The following is a 17,627-nucleotide window of genomic DNA, read 5'->3' as shown; positions in this document are numbered from 1 at the left end:
CTCAGTCGCCGCCCGAGCGCTCCGACTCCCGGAGGATGAACGGGCCGACCGACAGCGTCCGCTTCGCGATGGTCGCGATCCTGAGAATGTACGAGATGAGCACGAGAAACGGGAGGACGGACGCCGTGACGCCGAGACAGACGATCAGGAGGACGTTGTCCAGCCCGAGCGTCGCCCCGGGGAACGACGGCGCGTCCAGAAACAGGAGCGCGGCGATGGCCGCGCCGAGCGCCGGGAGCGACGTGTAGATCATCGCCCGCGAGAGGTCGACCAGCTCCCACCGGAAGTACAGCGTCTTGATGTGCTCTCTCGCGGGACCGAAGAACGTCAGCACCCGCACGAGTTCGTCGAACGCCTCGCGCCGCTCGGCGGAGTGCCCGTCGCCGTAGTCGTCGCGGAGCTGCCGCGCCCTGTATATCTTCCAGCTGTAGTTGTAGTTCAGCGCCGCCTGGATCACGTCGTAGGACCCGAACTCGGCGTCCTCTAACTGGTCGGAGACCGTCCGGGCGTGGTCGATGAGCCCCTCGGTGTACTCCTCGACGTCGTCGCGCAGCGCCCGGTCGTCCGCGCCGGCGACGCTGTCTCGGAGGTCGGCGGCACGGTCGGCCGACGTCTCGACGAGCGCCTGGAGAAAGGCGGCGGGTTCCGTCGGGCTCACTTCGCCGAACATGTCCTCCGTGTCCGCGCGGAACTCCATCGAGTTCGACATCCGCGCCCGCTGGTCGCCGAGCGGGCCGAGCTCCGCCGAGAGAACGAGCTGGTTGATCGTGACGACGAGCGTCACGCCGGTGATGATCGACGTGATGAGCGCCTGGAAGACGGTTTCGGTCGGGTCGCTGCCCCGCATCGTCGACCGCAGCGGCGTGGCGTCGAGCGTGCCGAGGACGACGAGCGTGGCGAACAGCACGACCGCGAGCGCCGCAACGATCACCCAGCGGTTCGCGCCGAGGAGGAGCCAGAGACGGAGGCGGCTGTCGATGCCGCGCCCTCGCATCGTGTCCTCCGGACTGCCCTCGTCTGCCATGGCCGACGGTACGACGACCAGACGGAAAAGTCGCGGCGGGACGACGGCAGTCGTCGGTCGGACCCGACGGTTATCACCGCACCCGTTGACCGCTCGGTCATGGGAGACCAGCGCTACGAGTACCGCGTCCACGACGTGTCGATCTACCCGACCGAACTCGACAGCAGGCGGTTCGAGGACGTGCTCAACGAGGCGGCGGCCGACGGCTGGGAACTGGACGAGACGATCACCCTCGGCGAGTCGACGATCCTGTTCGTCTTCCGGCGGGAGACCTAGGCCTTTCCGCGCGTCCGTCGTAGCGCGGAGGATGGACGACAGCGACCTCTCGCCGCCGGCGGACACGATGCGTGAGCGCTCCGACGAGAGCCGGGTGCAGTTCTGGTTTCTGATCACCGGAAACCGGTGGGCCCTCGTCGCGCTGATCCTCCTCGGAACCTTTCTCCTCCTCGTCGGTCTGGCGGTCATCGGGACGAGTTCGATGGAGAGGTTCATCGGGACGAACGCGATCGGGTCGCTGTTCAGTTCGACGATCATCGCCGTCGTCACGGCGGTCGCATTCGTGTTGACGGTCTCGCAGATCGTCCTCTCGCAGGAGCTCGGCACCATCGGGGACGTGCGAGAACGGATGGACGAGCAGCTGACCTTCCGCCGCGACCTGGAGGACCTCTCGTCGGTGGGCGTGAGTCCGGCGGAGCCGGGACTCTTCCTCGTGGCGGTGATCGAGACGGTCAGCGACCGCGCAAGAGCGGTAGCCGACGCCGCCGAGCGGGACGGCGCGGGCGACGCCGTCTCGACGTACGTCACGGAGGTGGTCGACCACGGCGAGAAGGTCATCGGCGACCTAGAGGGAGCCGAGTTCGGCTCCTTCGAGGTCCTCCTGCCGGTGTTGAACTACAACTACGCCTGGAAGATGGACGCCGCCCAGCGCCTCCGGACGGCGAACCGCGACGCGTTCTCCGTCGAGACGGAGCGGGCGTTCGACGAGCTGCTCGACGGGCTGCAGTTGCTCGGCCCGGCGCGGGAGTACGTCAAGTCGAAGTACCTCCAGTGGGAGTTCGTCAACCTCTCGCAGGTGATGCTGTACAGCGCGATGCCGGCGCTGGCGCTGTCGGCGTACATGCTTCTTATCTTCGACCCCACGGAAGTCGCCGGGACGACGCTCCACATCGAGAACAGCTACCTCGCCGTCGCGCTGGCGTTCACGCTGGCGCTGTTTCCGATCGCCGTCCTGCTCGCGTTCCTGCTCCGGATGCTGACGCTGACGAAGCGGACGCTCTCTGTCGGACCGTTCGTCCTGCGGGAGACGCGGCGGTCGTCCGGCGACGACCGGGAGCAGACTTCGTCCGCCGGCGAGGAGTAGCGCGGCCGAAGGGGGACGATCCCGGGACCGCTCCGCCGACGACGGCACGCTTTTCACCGGCCGGCGGAATCCTCCGCTATGCGACTGCTGTTCGTCCACGCGGACCGCGCGGCGTTCGAGGCCACCACGACCGCCGACGAGGCGAGCGCGGAGCGGGACGTTCCCCTCTCCGGCGAGCTGGACGACTGCGTCGCCGCGTTCGTCGCCGTCGAGGCTGAGGACGGGGGCGCGCCCGACGCGGCGGCCGACGGCGCGGTGGACGAGGTCCGGGCCGCCGCCGACCGCCTCAACGCCGACCGGGTCGCGCTCTACCCGAGCCCGGTCCTGAGCGACGACGCGGCGGACGCGGAGACGACGGCGTCGGTGCTCGAACGCGTCGAGGCGGCCCTCGCCGACCGCGAGGTGCTCCGCGCGCCGGCCGGGTGGCACCTGGCGTTCGACGTCTCCTGCAAGGGTCATCCGCTGTCGGCGTTCGCCCGGCGCGTGCACCCGGCACGCGAGAGCGGCTCGCGGCCGCCGAGCGACTGGACGCTCCTGACCGTCGACGGCGAACGCCGGGACCCGGAGGCAGCGAACCCGGACCTCGACGAGGGGCTCCGGGCCGTCGTCGAGCGGGAGGCGGCGAGCGACGAAGAGGTGGACCGCGGGGACGCCGGCGGCGACGGTCGACGGTGGCGCGCCGCCGCGGACCGCCTCGCCGACTGGGGACTCGCGTCCTCCGACGGCCCGACCGACGACCCGCGCTGGACGCCGCGGGGGACGGTGGTCAGGGACTGCTTGCGGGCGCTCGTCGACGACCTCGCCGCCGACGTCGGCGCAGCGCCCGTCGAGACGCCGCACCTCGTCGACCCCGGCGTTCGGGACGTTCGCGTCCGGGAGGGAGTCGGAGGCGGGGACCGGTACCGGGCCGAGGCGGGCGACCGGCGGCGGCGCCTCCGCGCCACGGCCTGCGCCGTCCACTGCTCGCTCCTGCGCGAGGCGATCGCGGACGCCGACGACCTGCCCGTCAGCCTCTACGAGCGCGACGGACAGACGTTCCGGCGGGCGACCGGTGGCGGGCCTGACGAGGCGACCCTACCGGAGATTCGCACCGCCGTCGCCGACGGGCCGGCCGCACTGGAGGCCTTCGAGCGCCACGCGATGCTGGTCCGGGACGGGACGGCGGCCCTCGGTCTGGACTGCGAGTACGTCCTCCGGGCGACGCGGGCGTTCCGCGACGCGAACGCGGCGTGGATCGAAACGATCCCCGAAGCGCTCGGCGCGCCCTTGCTCCTCGAAGTCCTCCCCGACCCCCGGGGAGACTGGGTCGCGAAGCTCGACGCCGTGGCGACCGCGGGCGACGGACCGACCGTCACCCTCGGGACGGTCGCGCTCGACGACGAGACCGCCGAGCGCTTCGGCGTGACCTACGCGGACGGCGACGGGGAACGCTCGCCGGCGCTCGTCCACTGCTCGCCGGTGGGGAGCCTGACGGAGTCGATCGGGGCCCTGCTGGCCGCCGCTGACGACCGCGACCCGCCCCGACTGCCGACCTGGATCGCGCCGACGCAGGTCCGGCTGATCCCGGTCGGCGAGGACCACGTCGACCGCTGTTCGGCGGTCGCGGAGCGCCTCCGCGACGCGGGCGTCCGCGCCGACGTGGACGACCGGGCGGCGACCGTCGGGGAGCGCATCGCCCGTGCCGACGCCGACCGCGCGCCGTACCGGGCGGTCGTCGGCGACCGTGAACTGGCGCGGGAGAGCCTGCCGGTCGCGGAGCGCGCGACCGGGCGCGAATCGGCGATGACGGTCGGCGAACTCGAAGCGGCGGTCCGCGAGGCGGTCGACGGCTTCCCGGCGCCGCGGCCACGGACGCCGACGCTGTTCGGGGACGGACCGAAAATCCCCGGCAGTTAGGGTATATACTCCTGCACGTCTGGTATTCGACGTATGAGCATCATCGCCGACATCACCGTGCCGCCGGAGGAGTTCGTGCTGGCGCACGCGCTGGCCGCGGTTCCGGACGCTACGGTGGAGATAGAACGGGTCGCCGCGACGAGCGAGGAGCGCGTGACCCCGTACTTCTGGGTGGCGTGCGACGACCTCGACGCGTTCGACGAGGCGCTTCGAGAGGACGACACGGCGGGGAACGTCCGCGTGCTGGAGACGAGCGAGCGCGAGCGCCTCTACCGCGTGGACTGGCACGCGCCGGAAGACGGCGTGCTGTTCGCGCTCCGCGGGTCGCTCGGGACGGTCCTGAACGCCGAGGCGAACGGCGGCTGGCACGTGCGGATGCTGTTTCCGGACGAGGACGCGCTCTCGACGTTCAACGAGCACTGCGAGGAGTCGCACCTCTCCTTCGACGTCGACCGGCTCTTCTACCCGGACGACCCCTCAGAGTACGAAGAGGACCCCGTGACCGAGGACCAGCGAGAGGCGCTGGTCGCCGCGCTGGAGGCGGGCTACTTCGACGTACCGCGCGCGGTGACGCTCGCGGACGTGGCCGACGATCTCGGCATCTCGTCGAACGCGCTGTCCTCCCGGCTTCGGCGGGGCCACGCGAACCTCGTCCGGTACTCGCTCGCGGATGGGCCGGAGGGATCAGTTAAAGGAGCGTGAATACTCACAGACAGGGCCTACCAACGTGACTGTCCAATACGGCCGTGGACGACACGATGGACCGAACGACACCTCGTAGACGACGGCTCGACGGTCGACGGACGACGGGTCGTCGACGACCGCCCGACCGACGCACGGAAGTACGATGACCGAAGCACCGTTTTCGTCACGCAGTTCGGACGGCCGGACGTGGACGCGGGACCCGGCGGACCACCCGACTCCGACCGACGCCGTCCTCTCGGCGCTCGCCGACGCGGCCGCTCGCGAGAAGATCGACCTCCCGCCGCTGTACGACAGCGTCGACCCCGAGGCCCTCGACGCGGTCGTCGGCGGACCGGGGTCGGCGGCCGTGCAGTTCGAGCACGTCGGCTTTCTGGTGACCGCCTCCGGCGACGAGGTCGTCGTCCAGCGAGCGGACGGCGACCGGTGACCGGGGGAGTGACTTACGTTCGCCGCGCGCCCGTCCCGGGCCGGTCGACCGCGCCGAGGTCGATGTCGCCGCCCGACATCGGGACGCCCTCGTACGGGTCGTCGCCGAGGAGGAGCGACCCGTCGAGGTCGGCGTAGTCGAGCAGGGGGGCGAGATGCGCGCCCGCCGCGATGGAGGCGTCGCTCTCGACCATGCAGCCGAGCATCACTTCCAGCCCCTCGGCACGCGCCGCGTGGATCATGCGTTTCGCCTCCAGCAGGCCGCCGCACTTCATCAGCTTGATCGTCACGATGTCGGTGCGGTCGGCGACCCGCGGCACGTCCGCGAGGGTCACGCAGGACTCGTCGGCCGCGACCGGGAGCGCCGAGCGCTCGTAGACGAACCGCAGCCCCTCCGGGTTCTCCGCCGGAACGGGCTGTTCGACGAACTCCACGCCGTACTCCGCGAGCGTCTCGCTCATCCGCACGGCCTGCTTCGGCGTCCACGCCTCGTTGGCGTCGACGCGGACCCGGGCGTCCGGCGCGGCGGAGCGCACGGCGTCGACGATCTCCTCGTCGCGGCCGGTGCCGAGTTTGACCTTCAGCACGTCGTGGCCCGCCGCGACCGCGTCTTCGGTCTTCTCGCGCATCCGGTCGGTGTCGTCGAGACCGATGGTGAACGACGTTTTCACGGACTCCGCCGGGTCGAGCCCCCAGTACCGGTACAGCGGCAGGTCCGCGCGCTTCGCGACGAGGTCGTGGAGCGCGACGCTCACCGCGCAGCGGGCAGCGGGGTTGTCGCGCACGGTCTCGCGCATCCGGCGCTCGATCCGTTCGAGCTGGTGGGGGTCGCCGACCGCCTCGACCGCGGCGAGCAGGTCCGGCAGCACCGCCTCGACGGTGGCCGCGGTCTCGCCGTAGTGGGCAGAGGGCGCGGCGCCGCCGACGCCGACCCGACCCTCTCCGTCCTCGATCCGGACGACGACGTTCTCCGAGACGGTCTGGGTCCCGCGAGAGATGGTGAACGGCGTCTCCAGCGGGAGCTCCAGACGCTCGAACGACGCCGAGAGCGTCACAGTATCGCCTCCAGCACCGCGTCCTCGTCGAACCGGATCACGTCGGACGCCGGGAGGCCGAGCGCGTCGGCGTACGCGTCGACCGCCTCGGCGGCGGCCGCGTCGTCGTCGACCGTCATCGTGTTCAGCGCGCCGGCGACGACCTCGCTCTCGTGGACGGTTCCGGCGAGCGACTCGTAGAGGTCGACGTACGCGGGGAGGTCGGGCAGAGCGAACGACTCGTAACCGTGGATGGCCTCGCGGCCGGCGACGTGACACAGCACCATCTTGTCGGGCATCGAGCCGTGGAGGATGCCGCAGGTGACGGCAGAGTACGCGGGGTGGACGATGCTCCCCTGCCCCTCGACGAACAGGTAGTCGTGGTCGTCGCCCTTCTCGACTATCATCTCCTCGACCGCGCCGGCCGTGAAGTCGCTGATGACGCGGTCGATGGGGTTCCCCCACCCCTCGATCATGATGCCGGTCTGGCCCGTCGGGATCACGGCGGCGTCGTGGCCCCTCTCCCGCGCGGCCTGCGCCAGCTCCATCGTCGCCGTCATCTTGCCGACCGAGCAGTCGGTGCCGACGGTGAGGATCACCTCCGCGTCGACGTCGCGGGCGACGCCGTCGGCCACGCTCAGGTCCGCCGGCGGCTTGCGGACGTCCTGAAGTTCACAGCCGTTCTCGTCCGCCAGGCGGGCGAACTCCTCGTCCTCCGCGAGGAAGTAGTGGAGCCCGGAGACCACGTCGCAGCCGCGTTCGAGCGCCGCTCGAACGTCCGGCCGCCAGGACTCCTCGAACTCGCCGCCGATGGGCGCGATGCCGATCAACAGGGCGTCGACCTCGCCGACGTCGTCCATCGAGGCGACGACCGGCGCGTCCTGCACGTCCGGGACGTGGTCCGACACCCGCGTGCCGGCGGCGTCGCGGTCGAGCACCGCGGCCACGTCGTAGTCGCCGTACCGCAGGACGCCGAGCGCCGTCTTGGCGCGGTCGGGGAACTTCTCGTGCGCGAGAATGGCGATTCGCATAGGGTATCGTTGTGGACAGGAGGATATATACTAGTTGCGAGTCGGTGGCGACCCCGCCGACACGAGGCGGAAGCGCGCCGATCGCCTCTCGCGGCCGTCACCGGCGGAACCCGACGTTCAGACGGGTCAGTTCGACTCAGCTTCGCTCCTCGCGTCGCGGGCGGTGCTCGCGAGGATCAACCGGGCGGCCTCGTCGGGGGCGTCCCAGTGAGGGTAGTGACCGCACCCCTCGAACCAGTGCAGCCGGGCGTTAGGGAACCGGTTCGCGGCTCGCTTCGCCTGCCTGGGCAGCGTCACCCGGTCCTCGCGACCCCACCCGATCACGATGGGGCCGGGAGCGGAGTCAGTGCCCGGCTGGCCGGGGCCGAAGGCCAGCCGACGCAGCAGTTCGTCGAAGGACGGCGAGTCCGCGAACGTCCGCATCTCTTCGAGCGCGACGTCGGCGGGGAGGTCCCACGGGCGGGCCGACAGCTGAGCCAGGAGCAGGGTGCGACCCGCGGCGCTGTTCATGAGCCGCCCCATCACGGGCTGGAGCAGGCGAACGAGCCGGATCGAGGGGGCGAGCGTCGCGTAGAAGAAGTACCGCTCCCACCCCTCCCAGAACCCGCCGGGGTCGAGCGCGACGGTGGCGCCGACCTCGCCCCGCCGCGCGAGTTCGAGCACGAGTCGGCCGCCCATCGAGTTCCCGACCACGTCGACCCCTTCGAGGTCCTGCGCCGTCAGGAACGACGCGACGGCATCGGCGAGCGTGTCGATAGAGGCTTCGCCGGGTAACGGCGCCGTCTCGCCGTGGCCAGGGAGGTCGACCGCGATCACCTCGCGTTCGGCGGCCAGTTCGTCGAGCACGGGTCCCCACGTCCGCCAGCTCCCGCCCAGTCCGTGAACGAGAAGCAACGGTCTTCCCGATCCCCGCCGTACGTGATTCATCTCCATACGGTACGGAGGAGTCCTACCCGTGTAGGGTTTCTCCCCCGCTACCTGACCGTTCTCGGCCGAGCGCCGCCCGAACGACTGAAAGAAGCGAAAAGCCGGTTGCAGTCGGTGGTTCGCGCTGCGCTACGTGCGCGACGGGACAGTCACGATCCCGGCCGAGACGGTCGGTGTGGTAGCGTCCGCGGCGCGACGGGGTCATCCCCTACGCGGGCGACCGACTCAGCGGCGGTCGGGAAACCACTTCTCCGACGGAACGACGAACTCCTCGTTCCCGCACTTCGCGCATCCCTCCCCGGAGAGGAGGGCGACGGCGGCCCCCGCTTCGCCCGGCTGCTCGTTTCCACACGCCGTACAGGTTCCCAATACGATAGTCATACCGGTCGTAGGCGTTCGGCGGGTAAGAACCGTCGAGTTTTTCATGGAAATCAGGTGCTTTGATTAACCGAGTGACAGCGCGATCGCTGCGGGATCGAGCCGTTTCAGAGCCGGTACAGCGCCGTCGTCCAGACGTCGTAGAACGCCTCGTCCAGCGCGTCCTCGGGGTCGCCGGTGGCGTCGACCGCGGCGGTCGCGGTCGCGTCGGCGTCGAGTTCGTCGATCACGCGCCGGTCGCCGGCGAGGATCAGCCGGTCGGCGTCGCGGTCTGCGAGCGCCGCCCGGCAGCGGTCGAGGTGGTCGGCGATCTGCTCGTCGCGCAGGCGCTCGAAGCGGGCCTGCGAGAAGCCGCCCTTCGAGTGCTTGCTCTTCACGTCGCTCTCGAACGTCGTCGTCGCGACTCGCTCCCGGCCGTCGTACTCGCCGAGCGCGAACAGGTCGGCCCGGACCAGCGCGAGCGCGAACTCGCCGGTCGGTAGGAACCACTCCCGGTCGAGGCGGAACCCGTCGCCCCACGTGGCGAACGGTTCGGGGGCGACGGGCGGGTCGAGCGCGACGGAGACGAGGCCGGCGTCGTCGGCGCAGACGACGCAGGGGGCGGCGCGGTCGACCAGCGCCGCGCGGTCGCCGACGGCCTCGCGGACCGCGTCGGGCACCTCGTCGTCGACCGCCGCGGTCAGCGCGCCCTCCTGGTCGGTGGCGACGCTGTCGAGCCGCGAGAGCACCTCCGCGAGGCGGTCGCCCCGCACCTTGTCGACGCCGCTGAAGTCGAGGCCGTCGCCGTCCGCGTCGCCGCCCGCCCGCTCGACCCGGTCCTCGAGTTCGGCGATCCGGTCCTCGAGTCGGTTGACCCGCTCCTCGGCGTCCTGGCGGGCGCTGGCAGCGTCGGCGCGGCGCTCGGACTCCGCCTCCAGCTGGCGCTCCAGACTCTCTTTCTCGGCCTCTAGCTCGTCGATGCGGTCTTTCAGCGCCGCTCGGCCCAGCAACTCGTCGAGCATCGGTAGAGTGGCCGCGGCGCGGCCACTTTTAGGTTCCGACGGCGGCGTCAGGTGCCCGCCGCGGGATCGAAGCCGACGCCGCCGGAGAGGCGGAGCAACTGCGTGGCCCGGTCCGCCTTCGCGAGCAGCACCTCGCGGAGCGTCGGCGGACTTCGGAGCCCGTCGTCGAGCAGATCCTCGGGGACGGCGAGCGTGTCGGAGGGAACGCCCTCCTCCCCGTGTACCGGGAAGTGCCGGTTGTCGAGTTTCATCACGAGCGGCGCGTCGAGGCGCTCGACGCCTTCGCCGCTCGCGTACAGTTGCTCGTTGACGCGCTCGTGCTGTTCGCGCTGCATGAGCGCGCGGTCCCCGTCGAACGGCTCCACGTAGAGCCGTCCGAAGTAGTAGCCGCTGGAGAACTCCTCGAACATGCTATGCAAGAACATGACAGGGTACGGACGCTGATAAGGCTTCGCCACAGCGCTTATCACGCAGTGCAAACAGTCTCGACGCCCGTACCGACCGGACGCGGCCGGACGGGCCGCGGCGGTGACGCACACCCCCGTGACTCAACGGCCGGCAACCGCGGTTCGGGGCCGGACGAGCCGCGATCGAGCCGATCTGCGAGGACGGCGAGAGAACGGTTATTAAACGCTAAAACGACATCTCGGGCCGCCTCTCTCCCGGTTTGAACGGAGCGAACGAAGGTCCGGGTTTTTAACCCCCGACACGTTAGAAAACCGGTAATGACCGATTCACGGGTCCCGGCGGCGGCCGTCCTCTGTGCCGTCGCCCTGCTCGCCGTCGCGGTGCCGATAGTCGGCGCTGCGACGGGCGGGGCGACGGACGGGGCGGATCGAGCCCCGACGAACTCCACGAACGACAGTTCCATGGGGGCGGAGATCTCCGCGTTCATGCAGTCGTCCGCGTCCGAAGCCGACGGCGCGGTCGAGGACGGCATGTTCGAGGCCGAGTACGACGAGCGGGCCGAGGACGACCGCGCGGCGCTGGTCGAGGACAGGACGGGCGACCTGCAGGGGGACCTCGCGGAGCTGCGCGAGCGAAAGCGCGAACTGCAGGAGAACAGAGACGAGATGAGCCGGGTCGAGTACCAGGCGAGGATGAGCCGGCTCGTCAGCGACATCCGCTCGCTGGAGCGGTCCGTCGACCGGACCGAACCGCTCGCCGAGAGGGCGGGCGTGAACGCGACGGCGCTCCGGTCCATCCGGAACAACGCGTCCGAGCTCTCCGGCCAGGAGGTCGCCGCGATCGCGAGAGGGATGTCGGTCGTCCCCGACGAGCGGCCCGACCGCGGCCCGGACGGCGACCGCGGGAACGGCGAGGCGAACGGGCGCGAGGGCGGCCCGGAGGACAAGCCTGGGAACGGGCCCGACGACGCGAACGCGAACGCCAACGACCAGCGAAACGAGAACCGCAGCGACGACGGCGACGACGATGACGACGGTGACGAAGACGGCGGTAACGGCGGCGGAAACGGTGGCGGCAACGGCGGCGGGCCCGACAACGGCAGACTGATCGCCTGAGCAGACACCCTTTTTACCGCTCGCGGCGAACTATCGGCTGAATGGATTCTGCCGCACTGCTCGACCTCCTGGGCAACGAGAACCGCAGGCGAATCCTGCGGTTGCTCTCGCGGAAACCCTGTTACGTGACCGAGATCAGCGAGTACCTCGGCGTGAGCCCCAAGGCCGTCATCGAGCACCTGCGGAAGCTAGAAGAGGCCGGACTGGTCGAGAGCCACACGGACGACCAGCGCCGGAAGTACTTCCACATCGCCCGGAACGTCCGCCTGGAGGTGAACGTCTCGCCGTACGGCTTCGGGGCGAAAAGCGCCTACCCGACGAGCAAGAGCCTCGACATCACCACGTGTCGCTACCTCTCGGTCGACGTCGAGTCGCGCTCGGACGACGAGGTGTCGAACGGGGACGCCGACGACCCGGAGGCGCTCGCGGCGGAGCTCGCGGAGCTGGAGGACCTGGAGAACGAGCTCTCGCTCGCCCAGCGTTGGGTTCAGGGCCGGATGACCGACCTGCTCGACCGCATCGCCGAGGCGACCGACGAGGACGTCGACAGCCGCCTCTCGGCGGACGTCCTGCGGTGTCTCGCGGACGGCCCCCGCGAGGTCGGCGACCTCGCCGACGCCGTCGACGCGCCGCCGGAACTGGTCGAGGAGACGCTGGCCGCGATGTCGGAGGACGGGCTGGTCCGGCGGGTCGACGACGGGTGGACGCTCGGCTGAGAGGCGACGGGTCGGTCGGCTATATCTCCCGGGTGAGACCGTCGCGGAGGTCGCGGCCGAAGTAGACCCCCGCTAGCGCGGCGACGCCCCCGATGACGGCGCTCACCACGACGAGCGGAAGGCCCACGCCGGTCAGCGTCAGGACGGCGTTGCGGAGCAGGGAGCCGACGCCGCCGACGGCGACGCCGGCGAGTCCGACCTCCGCGTACCGGCGCTCCTCGCTGACCAGGCCCAGGGCGAAGGCGACGACGAACAGGCCGAGCGGGCGGCCGAACACCGGGACCGTGGACCCGCCGACGAGCGCGACGGCGAGCAGGACCGCCGAGAGGAGGAAGAACCGCGGCGAGAACCACCGTCGGACGCCCCCGGTTTCGTCCCCTCGTTCCGCCACGGTCTCCAGCCCACCGTCGACCGAGTCGCGCTCGACGCCGTCGAGCGGCTCGTCGACGCCGCGCTCCTCGCCCGATCTGGTGAGCTGGTCGGTGCGTTCGCTCATGCGACGGGGTACGGGGCCGACCGGGAAGGATTTTTCCCTCGGATCACACCGGTAAGAGAAGGTAGAGCGCGGGGGTGACGGCGGCGAGGGCGAGGCCGTAGACGCCGGCGGCGATCGCCGCGTCGCGCCGGACGCCGCCGGCGCGCTCCTCGTACCGGGGCAGTCTCCCGGGGCCGACGCGGGGCAGGAGCGCGCCCGTGAAGACGGCGATCAGGACGGCGGCGACGGCTGCGCTCGCGGCGATGCGGGCGAGCGACACCCAGCCGAACAGGAGCGCCTCGGTCGTCCGGACGCCCTCGACGGCGACCAGCAGGAGTTCGCACGCGACGGCGGCGAGGATGCCGGCGAGGTAGTGCGCGCTGTGGCTGGCGGCGGGGACGACGTTCGGCGGGGCGTCCGGCCAGGCGGCCGCGACGGCGACCCGCGGCGCGACGTCCCCCTCGGGGAGCAGGCTCATTACCATCCGCGCCACCGCGGCCGCGGCGAAGCCGGCCAGCACGGCGACGGCGACCCGCGTCGGCACCGGCCGTAGCTCCGCGCCCGCGGCGTGAGCGACCGCGTCGACGTTCATGGGCGATCGGCCGGCCCCCCGCCGCATAAACGCACCGAGACCGGTTCGAGGGCGGTCGTCGACCGCGTCGTCGGGGCCGCCGGCGATAACGCAACGCTTGAAGTGACGCGGGCCGAACGCCCGGTAAGATGAACGCAGGCGACCGGGTCCGCGTCGAGCGCGCGGACCAGACTCACGAGGGCGTGTTGCTCCCGTCGACGACGCAGGACCACCTCGTCGTCAAGCTCGACGGCGGGTACAACGTCGGGATCGACCGCGAGGGCGCCGAGGTCGACGTGCTGGAGTCAGACGTGTACGAGATCGAGGAGGGCGGCGGCGAGGAGTCTTCCGAGGTCGAGTTCGACGAGGACCTCCCCACGATCTCGCTTATCAGCACCGGCGGCACCATCGCGTCGACCGTCGACTACCGGACCGGCGCGGTGACCGCGCAGTTCGACGCCGAGGACGTGCTCCGGGCCGTGCCGGACCTCGCGGGGCTGGCGAACTACCGCGGCCGGGTCGTCGCCAACATCCTCTCGGAGAACATGACGCCGGACGTCTGGCGCGACCTCGCCGAGGCCGTCCACGAGGAGATCGAGGCGGGCGCGGACGGCGTCGTCGTCATGCACGGCACCGACACGATGCAGTTCACCGCGTCGGCGCTCTCGTTCATGCTCGACACGCCGGTGCCGATCGTGTTCACGGGGAGCCAGCGCTCGGCCGACCGGCCCTCCTCGGACAACGTGATGAACGCCGTCTGCGCCGTCGAGGCCGCGAAGGCCGACGCGGCGGAGGTCATGGTCTGCATGCACGAGAGCGAGAGCGACGACGCCTGCGCGCTCCACCGCGGCACCCGGGTGCGGAAGAACCACACCTCCCGGCGCGACGCCTTCGAGACGGTCGGCGCGGAGCCGCTCGGCCGGGTCGACTACGAGACGCGGGGGGTCTCGTTCCGCCGGGACTACCGGGAGCGCGGCGAGGCCGACCTCTCGCTGGCCCCGGAGCTCGACCCCGACGTGGAGCTGCTGAAGTTCACGCCCGGGATGGACCCGGCGTACTTAGACGTCGCGGAGGGCAAGTCTGGCCTGGTGATCGAGGGCACCGGCCTCGGCCACGTCCACACCGACCTCGTCCCGCGGATCGAGGAACTGGTCGAGGACGGGACGACGGTCGTCATGACCAGCCAGTGCCTCGAAGGGCGGGTCTGCGACCGCGTCTACGACACCGGGCGCGACCTGCTTGAGGCGGGCGTCGTCGAGGCCGGCGACACCCTCCCCGGCACGGCGAAGGTGAAGCTGATGTGGGCGCTCGAGAACGCCGCGGACCCCGAGACGGCGATGGCGGAGCCGCTTTCCGGCGAACTCACCGAACGGTCGGTGCCATGGGAGTGAGCGGGCTGACGATCAGACCGGCGCGGAGCGGCGACTACGACGACGTCGTCGCGTTCACGAGCGACACCTGGGCGGACCGTGAGGGGAGCGACTACATCCCCCGCATCTACCACGACTGGATCGAGGGCCCCGACGGCGGCGACCGGCGGCGGACGCTGGTCGCCGAGGACGACGAGGCCGTCGTCGGCATCGCGCAGGCCGTCCTGCTGTCCGACCACGAGGCGTGGTGTCAGGGGATGCGCGTCGCCCCGTCCCACCGCGGCGAGGGCGTGAGTACGCGGATAACGCACGCCCTGTTCGACTGGGCGCGGGACCGCGGCGCCGCCGTCGCGCGGAACATGGTGTTCTCGTGGAACGTCGCCGGCCTCGGCCAGTCCCGCGCGACCGGGTTCGCCCCCGCGACGGAGTTCCGGTGGGCCCGTCCCGAACCGGACCCCGACGCCGAGCCCGGCGCGGCGATCAGCGAGGACCCGGACGACGCCTGGGCCTACTGGGCACGGAGCGACGCGCGCGACCGCCTGCGCGGCCTGACGCTCTCGTTCGAGGAGACGTGGGCGATGCGGGAGCTGACCCGGGAGGACCTGCGTCACGCCGCCGACGAGACGGCCGTTTTCGCCGTGCGGGACGACGGCACGCGCGGGACGGCCTACCGCGTCCGCGACTACGAGCGGGAGAACGAGGACGGCGAGGTCGAGCACCACGTCGAGTACGGCGTCGGCGCGTGGGAGGACCTCGCCGCCTGTCGCGACCTGCTGGCCGCGGTCCGCCGGGACGCCGGCGAACTGGGTGCCGACGACGTCCGCGTCCTGATACCGGAGACGGTCCGGCACGTCAGCGACGTGGCGGCGGCCCGGACGCCGGTCTCCGACGAGCCGGACTTCGTCATGGCGGCTGACCTGACCGCCGAGCGCCGCTGACGGCCGCTTTCCGGTTGCCGAACGCTTTTCCGCGACGTTTTCGACAGCCACGGTATGGCAGACGACGCTCGGCAGCCGACTGACCGGCGCGAGAGACGGCCGCGTACCGACCGACCCGGAGGGGTGAGCGCGGCGTGACGACCGACCGGTTCTCGATGGACGGGTCGGTCGCCGTCGTCACCGGCGGCGGCAGAGGCATCGGCCGCGCCATCGCCGAGGGGTTCGCCGAGGCGGGCGCGGACGTGGTTCCGACCTCGCGCACCCGCGAGGACGTCGAGGCGGCCTGCGAGGCGGTCCGGGAGCGCGGGAGCGAGGCGCTCGCCGTCACGACCGACGTGACCGACGAGGGCGACGTGAAGGCGCTGATCGACGAGACGGTCGCCGAGTTCGGCGGCGTCGACGTCGTCGTCAACAACGCCGGGGTGAACCCCGACGGCGCGCTCGGCCCGCCGGAGGCCGTCGAGCCGGAGGGGTACGAGTTCACGCTCGACGTGAACCTCGGCGGCGCGTTCCGCTGCGCCGCGGCGGCCGCGGAGGCCCTGCACGAGCGCGGCGGCGGGTGCGTCGTCAACGTCGCCAGCGTCGGCGGCCTCGTCGGCCTGCCGCGCCAGCACCCCTACGTCGCGTCGAAGCACGGCCTCGTCGGGATGACCAAGAGCATGGCCCTCGACTGGGCCCCCGACGTCCGCGTCAACGCGCTCGCGCCGGGCTACGTGAAGACCGAACTCACCGAGGAACTGCAGGCCGACGACGCCCTGCGCGAGTCCATCCTCGACCGGACGCCGCTCGACCGCTTCGCCGACCCCGAGGAGCTGGCGGGTCCGGCAGTTTTCCTGGCGAGCGACGCCGCGAGCTATGTCACCGGCGAGTGCCTCGCCGCCGACGGCGGGTGGACGTCGCGGTAGGACCTCCCGCCGAGATCGACTAACATTGTTAGATAGCACGACGACAGTTAGCCCGTTTATCGCTGTTTACCGTTCTCGTTCACAGGGATTCGGGAGCAACCTTTTACATCGGTAACGACAGGTGCGAACATGGAGTACGACGACCCCGAGCGCGGCCGCGAGGTCGCGGAGCGAGCGCGCGAGTTCGTCGAGGCGGAAGCGATCCCGGTCGAGCGGGAACTGCTGGGGAACGGCCCCGTCGACGGCGCGACGGTCGCCGACCTGCGGGAGAGAGCCCGCGAGTACGACGTGTACGGTCCGCAGATCCCCGAGGAGTACGGCGGCCTCGGCCTCGATTTCCGGGCGATGCTGCCGGTGTTCGAGGAGGCCGGGAGGAGCCTCCTCGGCGCGGTGGCGATGCGCTGTGCCGCGCCCGACGAGGGCAACATGCACACGCTGGAGATGGTCGCCACCGAGGAGCAGAAGGAGCGCTGGCTCCGCCCGCTCGCCGAGGGCGAGATCCGGTCGGGCTTCTCGATGACCGAACCGATGCAGGGGAGCGGCTCCGACCCGAAGATGATCCGGACGACCGCGGAGAAAGACGGCGACGAGTGGGTCATCAACGGGCACAAGTGGTGGACGACGCAGGGGAGCGAGGCCGACCTGCTGATCGTGATGGCCCGCACCGACGAGGACGCCCACCCGTACGCGGGCTCTTCGATGTTCCTGGTCCCCTCCGACACGGAGGGCGTCGATATCGTCCGAGACGTCGCCCACCTCGGCGGCGAGGTGACGGGGGCGAGCCACGCCGAGATACGGTACCGGGACGTCCGGGTGCCCGAGGAGAACCTGCTCGGCGCGGAGAACGCCGGGTTCGAGATCGCCCAGCGCCGCCTCGGTCCCGCCCGCCTCACGCACTGCATGCGCTTCCTCGGGATGGCCGACCGGGCGCTCGACATCGCCACGGCGTACGCGAGCGAGCGCGAGGCGTTCGGCGAGCCGCTGTCGGAGAAGCAGGCGCTGCGCTTCGAGGTCGCGGACCACCGCACCCGACTGCACGCCGCGCGGACGATGGTCCGCCACGCCGCCGGCCGGATCCGCGACGGGCGGGAGGCTCGCATCCCCGTCGCGATGTGCAAGACGTTCGCCGCCAACGCCGCACAGGAGGCCGTCGACGCCGCCGTCCAGTGCTGCGGCGGCAACGGCATCGGGAAGGACCTCCCGCTCGCCGACTTCTACGAGAACGTCCGGCAGTTCCGGGTCATCGACGGCGCCGACGAGGTCCACCGCCGGACCATCGCCCGCGACGCGTTCGAGGACCCGCCGACGGGGGAACTGGAGGCAGTCACCCGCTACGACGGCTGAGAC

Annotated in this window: 20 protein-coding genes; 11 read left to right on the top strand and 9 right to left on the bottom strand. The window is 71.2% G+C overall.

The window, feature by feature from the left end; genetic code table 11:
- Position 1: 1 nt before the first annotated feature.
- On the bottom strand, positions 2-1,024 hold the full coding sequence (locus D8670_RS06585; protein WP_121817266.1) for a DUF7972 family membrane protein: 1,023 nt from the start codon (positions 1,022-1,024) through the stop codon (positions 2-4).
- 99 nt (positions 1,025-1,123) lie between these two features.
- On the opposite strand from D8670_RS06585, the gene D8670_RS20785 reads away from it, so the two are divergent.
- The 5 genes from D8670_RS20785 (at position 1,124) to D8670_RS06565 (ending at position 5,412) form a co-directional block, all read left to right on the top strand.
- Positions 1,124-1,300 carry a DUF4177 domain-containing protein gene (locus D8670_RS20785; RefSeq protein ID WP_162994210.1) on the top strand — a complete coding sequence of 59 codons (177 nt, stop codon included), beginning with the start codon at positions 1,124-1,126 and terminating at the stop codon, positions 1,298-1,300.
- Between the two features lie 31 nt (positions 1,301-1,331).
- Positions 1,332-2,384 carry a DUF7972 family membrane protein gene (locus D8670_RS06580; protein ID WP_121817265.1) on the top strand — a complete coding sequence of 351 codons (1,053 nt, stop codon included), beginning with the start codon at positions 1,332-1,334 and terminating at the stop codon, positions 2,382-2,384.
- 78 nt (positions 2,385-2,462) lie between these two features.
- On the top strand, positions 2,463-4,280 hold the full coding sequence (locus D8670_RS06575; RefSeq protein ID WP_121817264.1) for a threonyl-tRNA synthetase editing domain-containing protein: 1,818 nt from the start codon (positions 2,463-2,465) through the stop codon (positions 4,278-4,280).
- A gap of 33 nt (positions 4,281-4,313) precedes the next feature.
- Complete coding sequence (locus D8670_RS06570) at positions 4,314-4,982, top strand: helix-turn-helix domain-containing protein (protein WP_121817263.1); 669 nt, start codon at positions 4,314-4,316, stop codon at positions 4,980-4,982.
- A gap of 145 nt (positions 4,983-5,127) precedes the next feature.
- On the top strand, positions 5,128-5,412 hold the full coding sequence (locus D8670_RS06565; RefSeq protein ID WP_121817262.1) for a HalOD1 output domain-containing protein: 285 nt from the start codon (positions 5,128-5,130) through the stop codon (positions 5,410-5,412).
- 13 nt (positions 5,413-5,425) lie between these two features.
- On the opposite strand, the gene D8670_RS06560 is transcribed toward D8670_RS06565, so the two are convergent.
- The 6 genes from D8670_RS06560 to D8670_RS06540 form a co-directional block, all read right to left on the bottom strand.
- A complete protein-coding gene (locus D8670_RS06560) occupies positions 5,426-6,466 on the bottom strand; it encodes a dipeptide epimerase (protein WP_121817261.1) in 1,041 nt (346 codons plus the stop codon).
- The gene (locus D8670_RS06555) at positions 6,463-7,476 is read right to left on the bottom strand and encodes an N-acetyltransferase DgcN family protein (protein WP_121817260.1); all 1,014 of its coding nucleotides are present in this window, start codon (positions 7,474-7,476) and stop codon (positions 6,463-6,465) included. Before D8670_RS06555 ends, D8670_RS06560 begins: the two co-directional genes overlap by 4 nt.
- Before the next feature lie 126 nt (positions 7,477-7,602).
- Positions 7,603-8,409, bottom strand: a complete 807-nt coding sequence (locus D8670_RS06550) for an alpha/beta fold hydrolase (RefSeq protein ID WP_121817259.1) — start codon at positions 8,407-8,409, stop codon at positions 7,603-7,605.
- Positions 8,410-8,628: 219 nt separating this feature from the next.
- A complete protein-coding gene (locus tag D8670_RS20780; RefSeq protein WP_162994209.1) occupies positions 8,629-8,784 on the bottom strand; it encodes a hypothetical protein in 156 nt (51 codons plus the stop codon).
- Positions 8,785-8,888: 104 nt separating this feature from the next.
- Positions 8,889-9,782 (bottom strand): Vms1/Ankzf1 family peptidyl-tRNA hydrolase, encoded by an 894-nt coding sequence (locus D8670_RS06545; protein WP_121817258.1) that lies wholly within the window; start codon positions 9,780-9,782, stop codon positions 8,889-8,891.
- Between the two features lie 47 nt (positions 9,783-9,829).
- A complete protein-coding gene (locus D8670_RS06540; RefSeq protein ID WP_121817257.1) occupies positions 9,830-10,192 on the bottom strand; it encodes a DUF5802 family protein in 363 nt (120 codons plus the stop codon).
- Between the two features lie 315 nt (positions 10,193-10,507).
- Between D8670_RS06540 and D8670_RS06535 the strand changes: the two genes are divergently transcribed.
- Positions 10,508-11,305 carry a hypothetical protein gene (locus D8670_RS06535; protein WP_121817256.1) on the top strand — a complete coding sequence of 266 codons (798 nt, stop codon included), beginning with the start codon at positions 10,508-10,510 and terminating at the stop codon, positions 11,303-11,305.
- A gap of 41 nt (positions 11,306-11,346) precedes the next feature.
- A complete protein-coding gene (locus tag D8670_RS06530) occupies positions 11,347-12,021 on the top strand; it encodes a metalloregulator ArsR/SmtB family transcription factor (RefSeq protein WP_121817255.1) in 675 nt (224 codons plus the stop codon).
- A 19-nt stretch (positions 12,022-12,040) separates the two neighbouring features.
- Here D8670_RS06530 and D8670_RS06525 read toward each other — a convergent pair whose 3' ends face one another.
- Both D8670_RS06525 and D8670_RS06520 read right to left on the bottom strand, forming a co-directional pair.
- Complete coding sequence (locus D8670_RS06525) at positions 12,041-12,517, bottom strand: DUF456 domain-containing protein (protein ID WP_121817254.1); 477 nt, start codon at positions 12,515-12,517, stop codon at positions 12,041-12,043.
- 43 nt (positions 12,518-12,560) lie between these two features.
- A complete protein-coding gene (locus D8670_RS06520; protein WP_121817253.1) occupies positions 12,561-13,088 on the bottom strand; it encodes a hypothetical protein in 528 nt (175 codons plus the stop codon).
- Between the two features lie 128 nt (positions 13,089-13,216).
- On the opposite strand from D8670_RS06520, the gene gatD reads away from it, so the two are divergent.
- From gatD to D8670_RS06500, 4 genes are all read left to right on the top strand, one after another.
- Positions 13,217-14,458, top strand: coding sequence for a Glu-tRNA(Gln) amidotransferase subunit GatD (gene gatD, locus D8670_RS06515; protein ID WP_121817252.1), 1,242 nt, complete (start codon positions 13,217-13,219; stop codon positions 14,456-14,458).
- Positions 14,449-15,375: a GNAT family N-acetyltransferase gene (locus D8670_RS06510; protein WP_121817251.1), complete on the top strand. Its 927-nt coding sequence runs from the start codon at positions 14,449-14,451 to the stop codon at positions 15,373-15,375. The genes gatD and D8670_RS06510 overlap by 10 nt, the downstream gene beginning before the upstream one ends.
- 155 nt (positions 15,376-15,530) lie before the next feature.
- Positions 15,531-16,280 carry an SDR family NAD(P)-dependent oxidoreductase gene (locus D8670_RS06505; protein ID WP_121817588.1) on the top strand — a complete coding sequence of 250 codons (750 nt, stop codon included), beginning with the start codon at positions 15,531-15,533 and terminating at the stop codon, positions 16,278-16,280.
- A gap of 129 nt (positions 16,281-16,409) precedes the next feature.
- A complete protein-coding gene (locus tag D8670_RS06500) occupies positions 16,410-17,624 on the top strand; it encodes an acyl-CoA dehydrogenase family protein (RefSeq protein ID WP_121817250.1) in 1,215 nt (404 codons plus the stop codon).
- Positions 17,625-17,627 lie beyond the last annotated feature (3 nt).

The sequence above is a fragment of the Halostella limicola genome, from assembly GCF_003675875.1.
GTDB classification, from domain to species: Archaea; Halobacteriota; Halobacteria; order Halobacteriales; family Natronoarchaeaceae; genus Halostella; species Halostella limicola.
The sequence above is the reverse complement of the archived record's forward strand: the minus strand, read 5'-3'. Positions and strand labels throughout refer to the sequence as shown.

What these genes read in the sequence shown, in the direction of transcription:
- D8670_RS06540 (WP_121817257.1), bottom strand. Translation starts at nt 10,192, where the DNA reads ATGTTCGAGGAGTTCTCCAGCGGCTACTACTTCGGACGGCTCTACGTG.
- D8670_RS06575 (WP_121817264.1), top strand. Translation starts at nt 2,463, where the DNA reads ATGCGACTGCTGTTCGTCCACGCGGACCGCGCGGCGTTCGAGGCCACC.
- D8670_RS06570 (WP_121817263.1), top strand. Translation starts at nt 4,314, where the DNA reads ATGAGCATCATCGCCGACATCACCGTGCCGCCGGAGGAGTTCGTGCTG.
- D8670_RS06505 (WP_121817588.1), top strand. Translation starts at nt 15,531, where the DNA reads ATGGACGGGTCGGTCGCCGTCGTCACCGGCGGCGGCAGAGGCATCGGC.
- D8670_RS06535 (WP_121817256.1), top strand. Translation starts at nt 10,508, where the DNA reads ATGACCGATTCACGGGTCCCGGCGGCGGCCGTCCTCTGTGCCGTCGCC.
- D8670_RS06500 (WP_121817250.1), top strand. Translation starts at nt 16,410, where the DNA reads ATGGAGTACGACGACCCCGAGCGCGGCCGCGAGGTCGCGGAGCGAGCG.
- D8670_RS06530 (WP_121817255.1), top strand. Translation starts at nt 11,347, where the DNA reads ATGGATTCTGCCGCACTGCTCGACCTCCTGGGCAACGAGAACCGCAGG.
- D8670_RS20780 (WP_162994209.1), bottom strand. Translation starts at nt 8,784, where the DNA reads ATGACTATCGTATTGGGAACCTGTACGGCGTGTGGAAACGAGCAGCCG.
- D8670_RS06580 (WP_121817265.1), top strand. Translation starts at nt 1,332, where the DNA reads ATGGACGACAGCGACCTCTCGCCGCCGGCGGACACGATGCGTGAGCGC.
- D8670_RS20785 (WP_162994210.1), top strand. Translation starts at nt 1,124, where the DNA reads ATGGGAGACCAGCGCTACGAGTACCGCGTCCACGACGTGTCGATCTAC.
- D8670_RS06520 (WP_121817253.1), bottom strand. Translation starts at nt 13,088, where the DNA reads ATGAACGTCGACGCGGTCGCTCACGCCGCGGGCGCGGAGCTACGGCCG.
- gatD (WP_121817252.1), top strand. Translation starts at nt 13,217, where the DNA reads ATGAACGCAGGCGACCGGGTCCGCGTCGAGCGCGCGGACCAGACTCAC.
- D8670_RS06510 (WP_121817251.1), top strand. Translation starts at nt 14,449, where the DNA reads ATGGGAGTGAGCGGGCTGACGATCAGACCGGCGCGGAGCGGCGACTAC.
- D8670_RS06545 (WP_121817258.1), bottom strand. Translation starts at nt 9,782, where the DNA reads ATGCTCGACGAGTTGCTGGGCCGAGCGGCGCTGAAAGACCGCATCGAC.
- D8670_RS06555 (WP_121817260.1), bottom strand. Translation starts at nt 7,476, where the DNA reads ATGCGAATCGCCATTCTCGCGCACGAGAAGTTCCCCGACCGCGCCAAG.
- D8670_RS06525 (WP_121817254.1), bottom strand. Translation starts at nt 12,517, where the DNA reads ATGAGCGAACGCACCGACCAGCTCACCAGATCGGGCGAGGAGCGCGGC.
- D8670_RS06565 (WP_121817262.1), top strand. Translation starts at nt 5,128, where the DNA reads ATGACCGAAGCACCGTTTTCGTCACGCAGTTCGGACGGCCGGACGTGG.
- D8670_RS06550 (WP_121817259.1), bottom strand. Translation starts at nt 8,409, where the DNA reads ATGGAGATGAATCACGTACGGCGGGGATCGGGAAGACCGTTGCTTCTC.
- D8670_RS06585 (WP_121817266.1), bottom strand. Translation starts at nt 1,024, where the DNA reads ATGGCAGACGAGGGCAGTCCGGAGGACACGATGCGAGGGCGCGGCATC.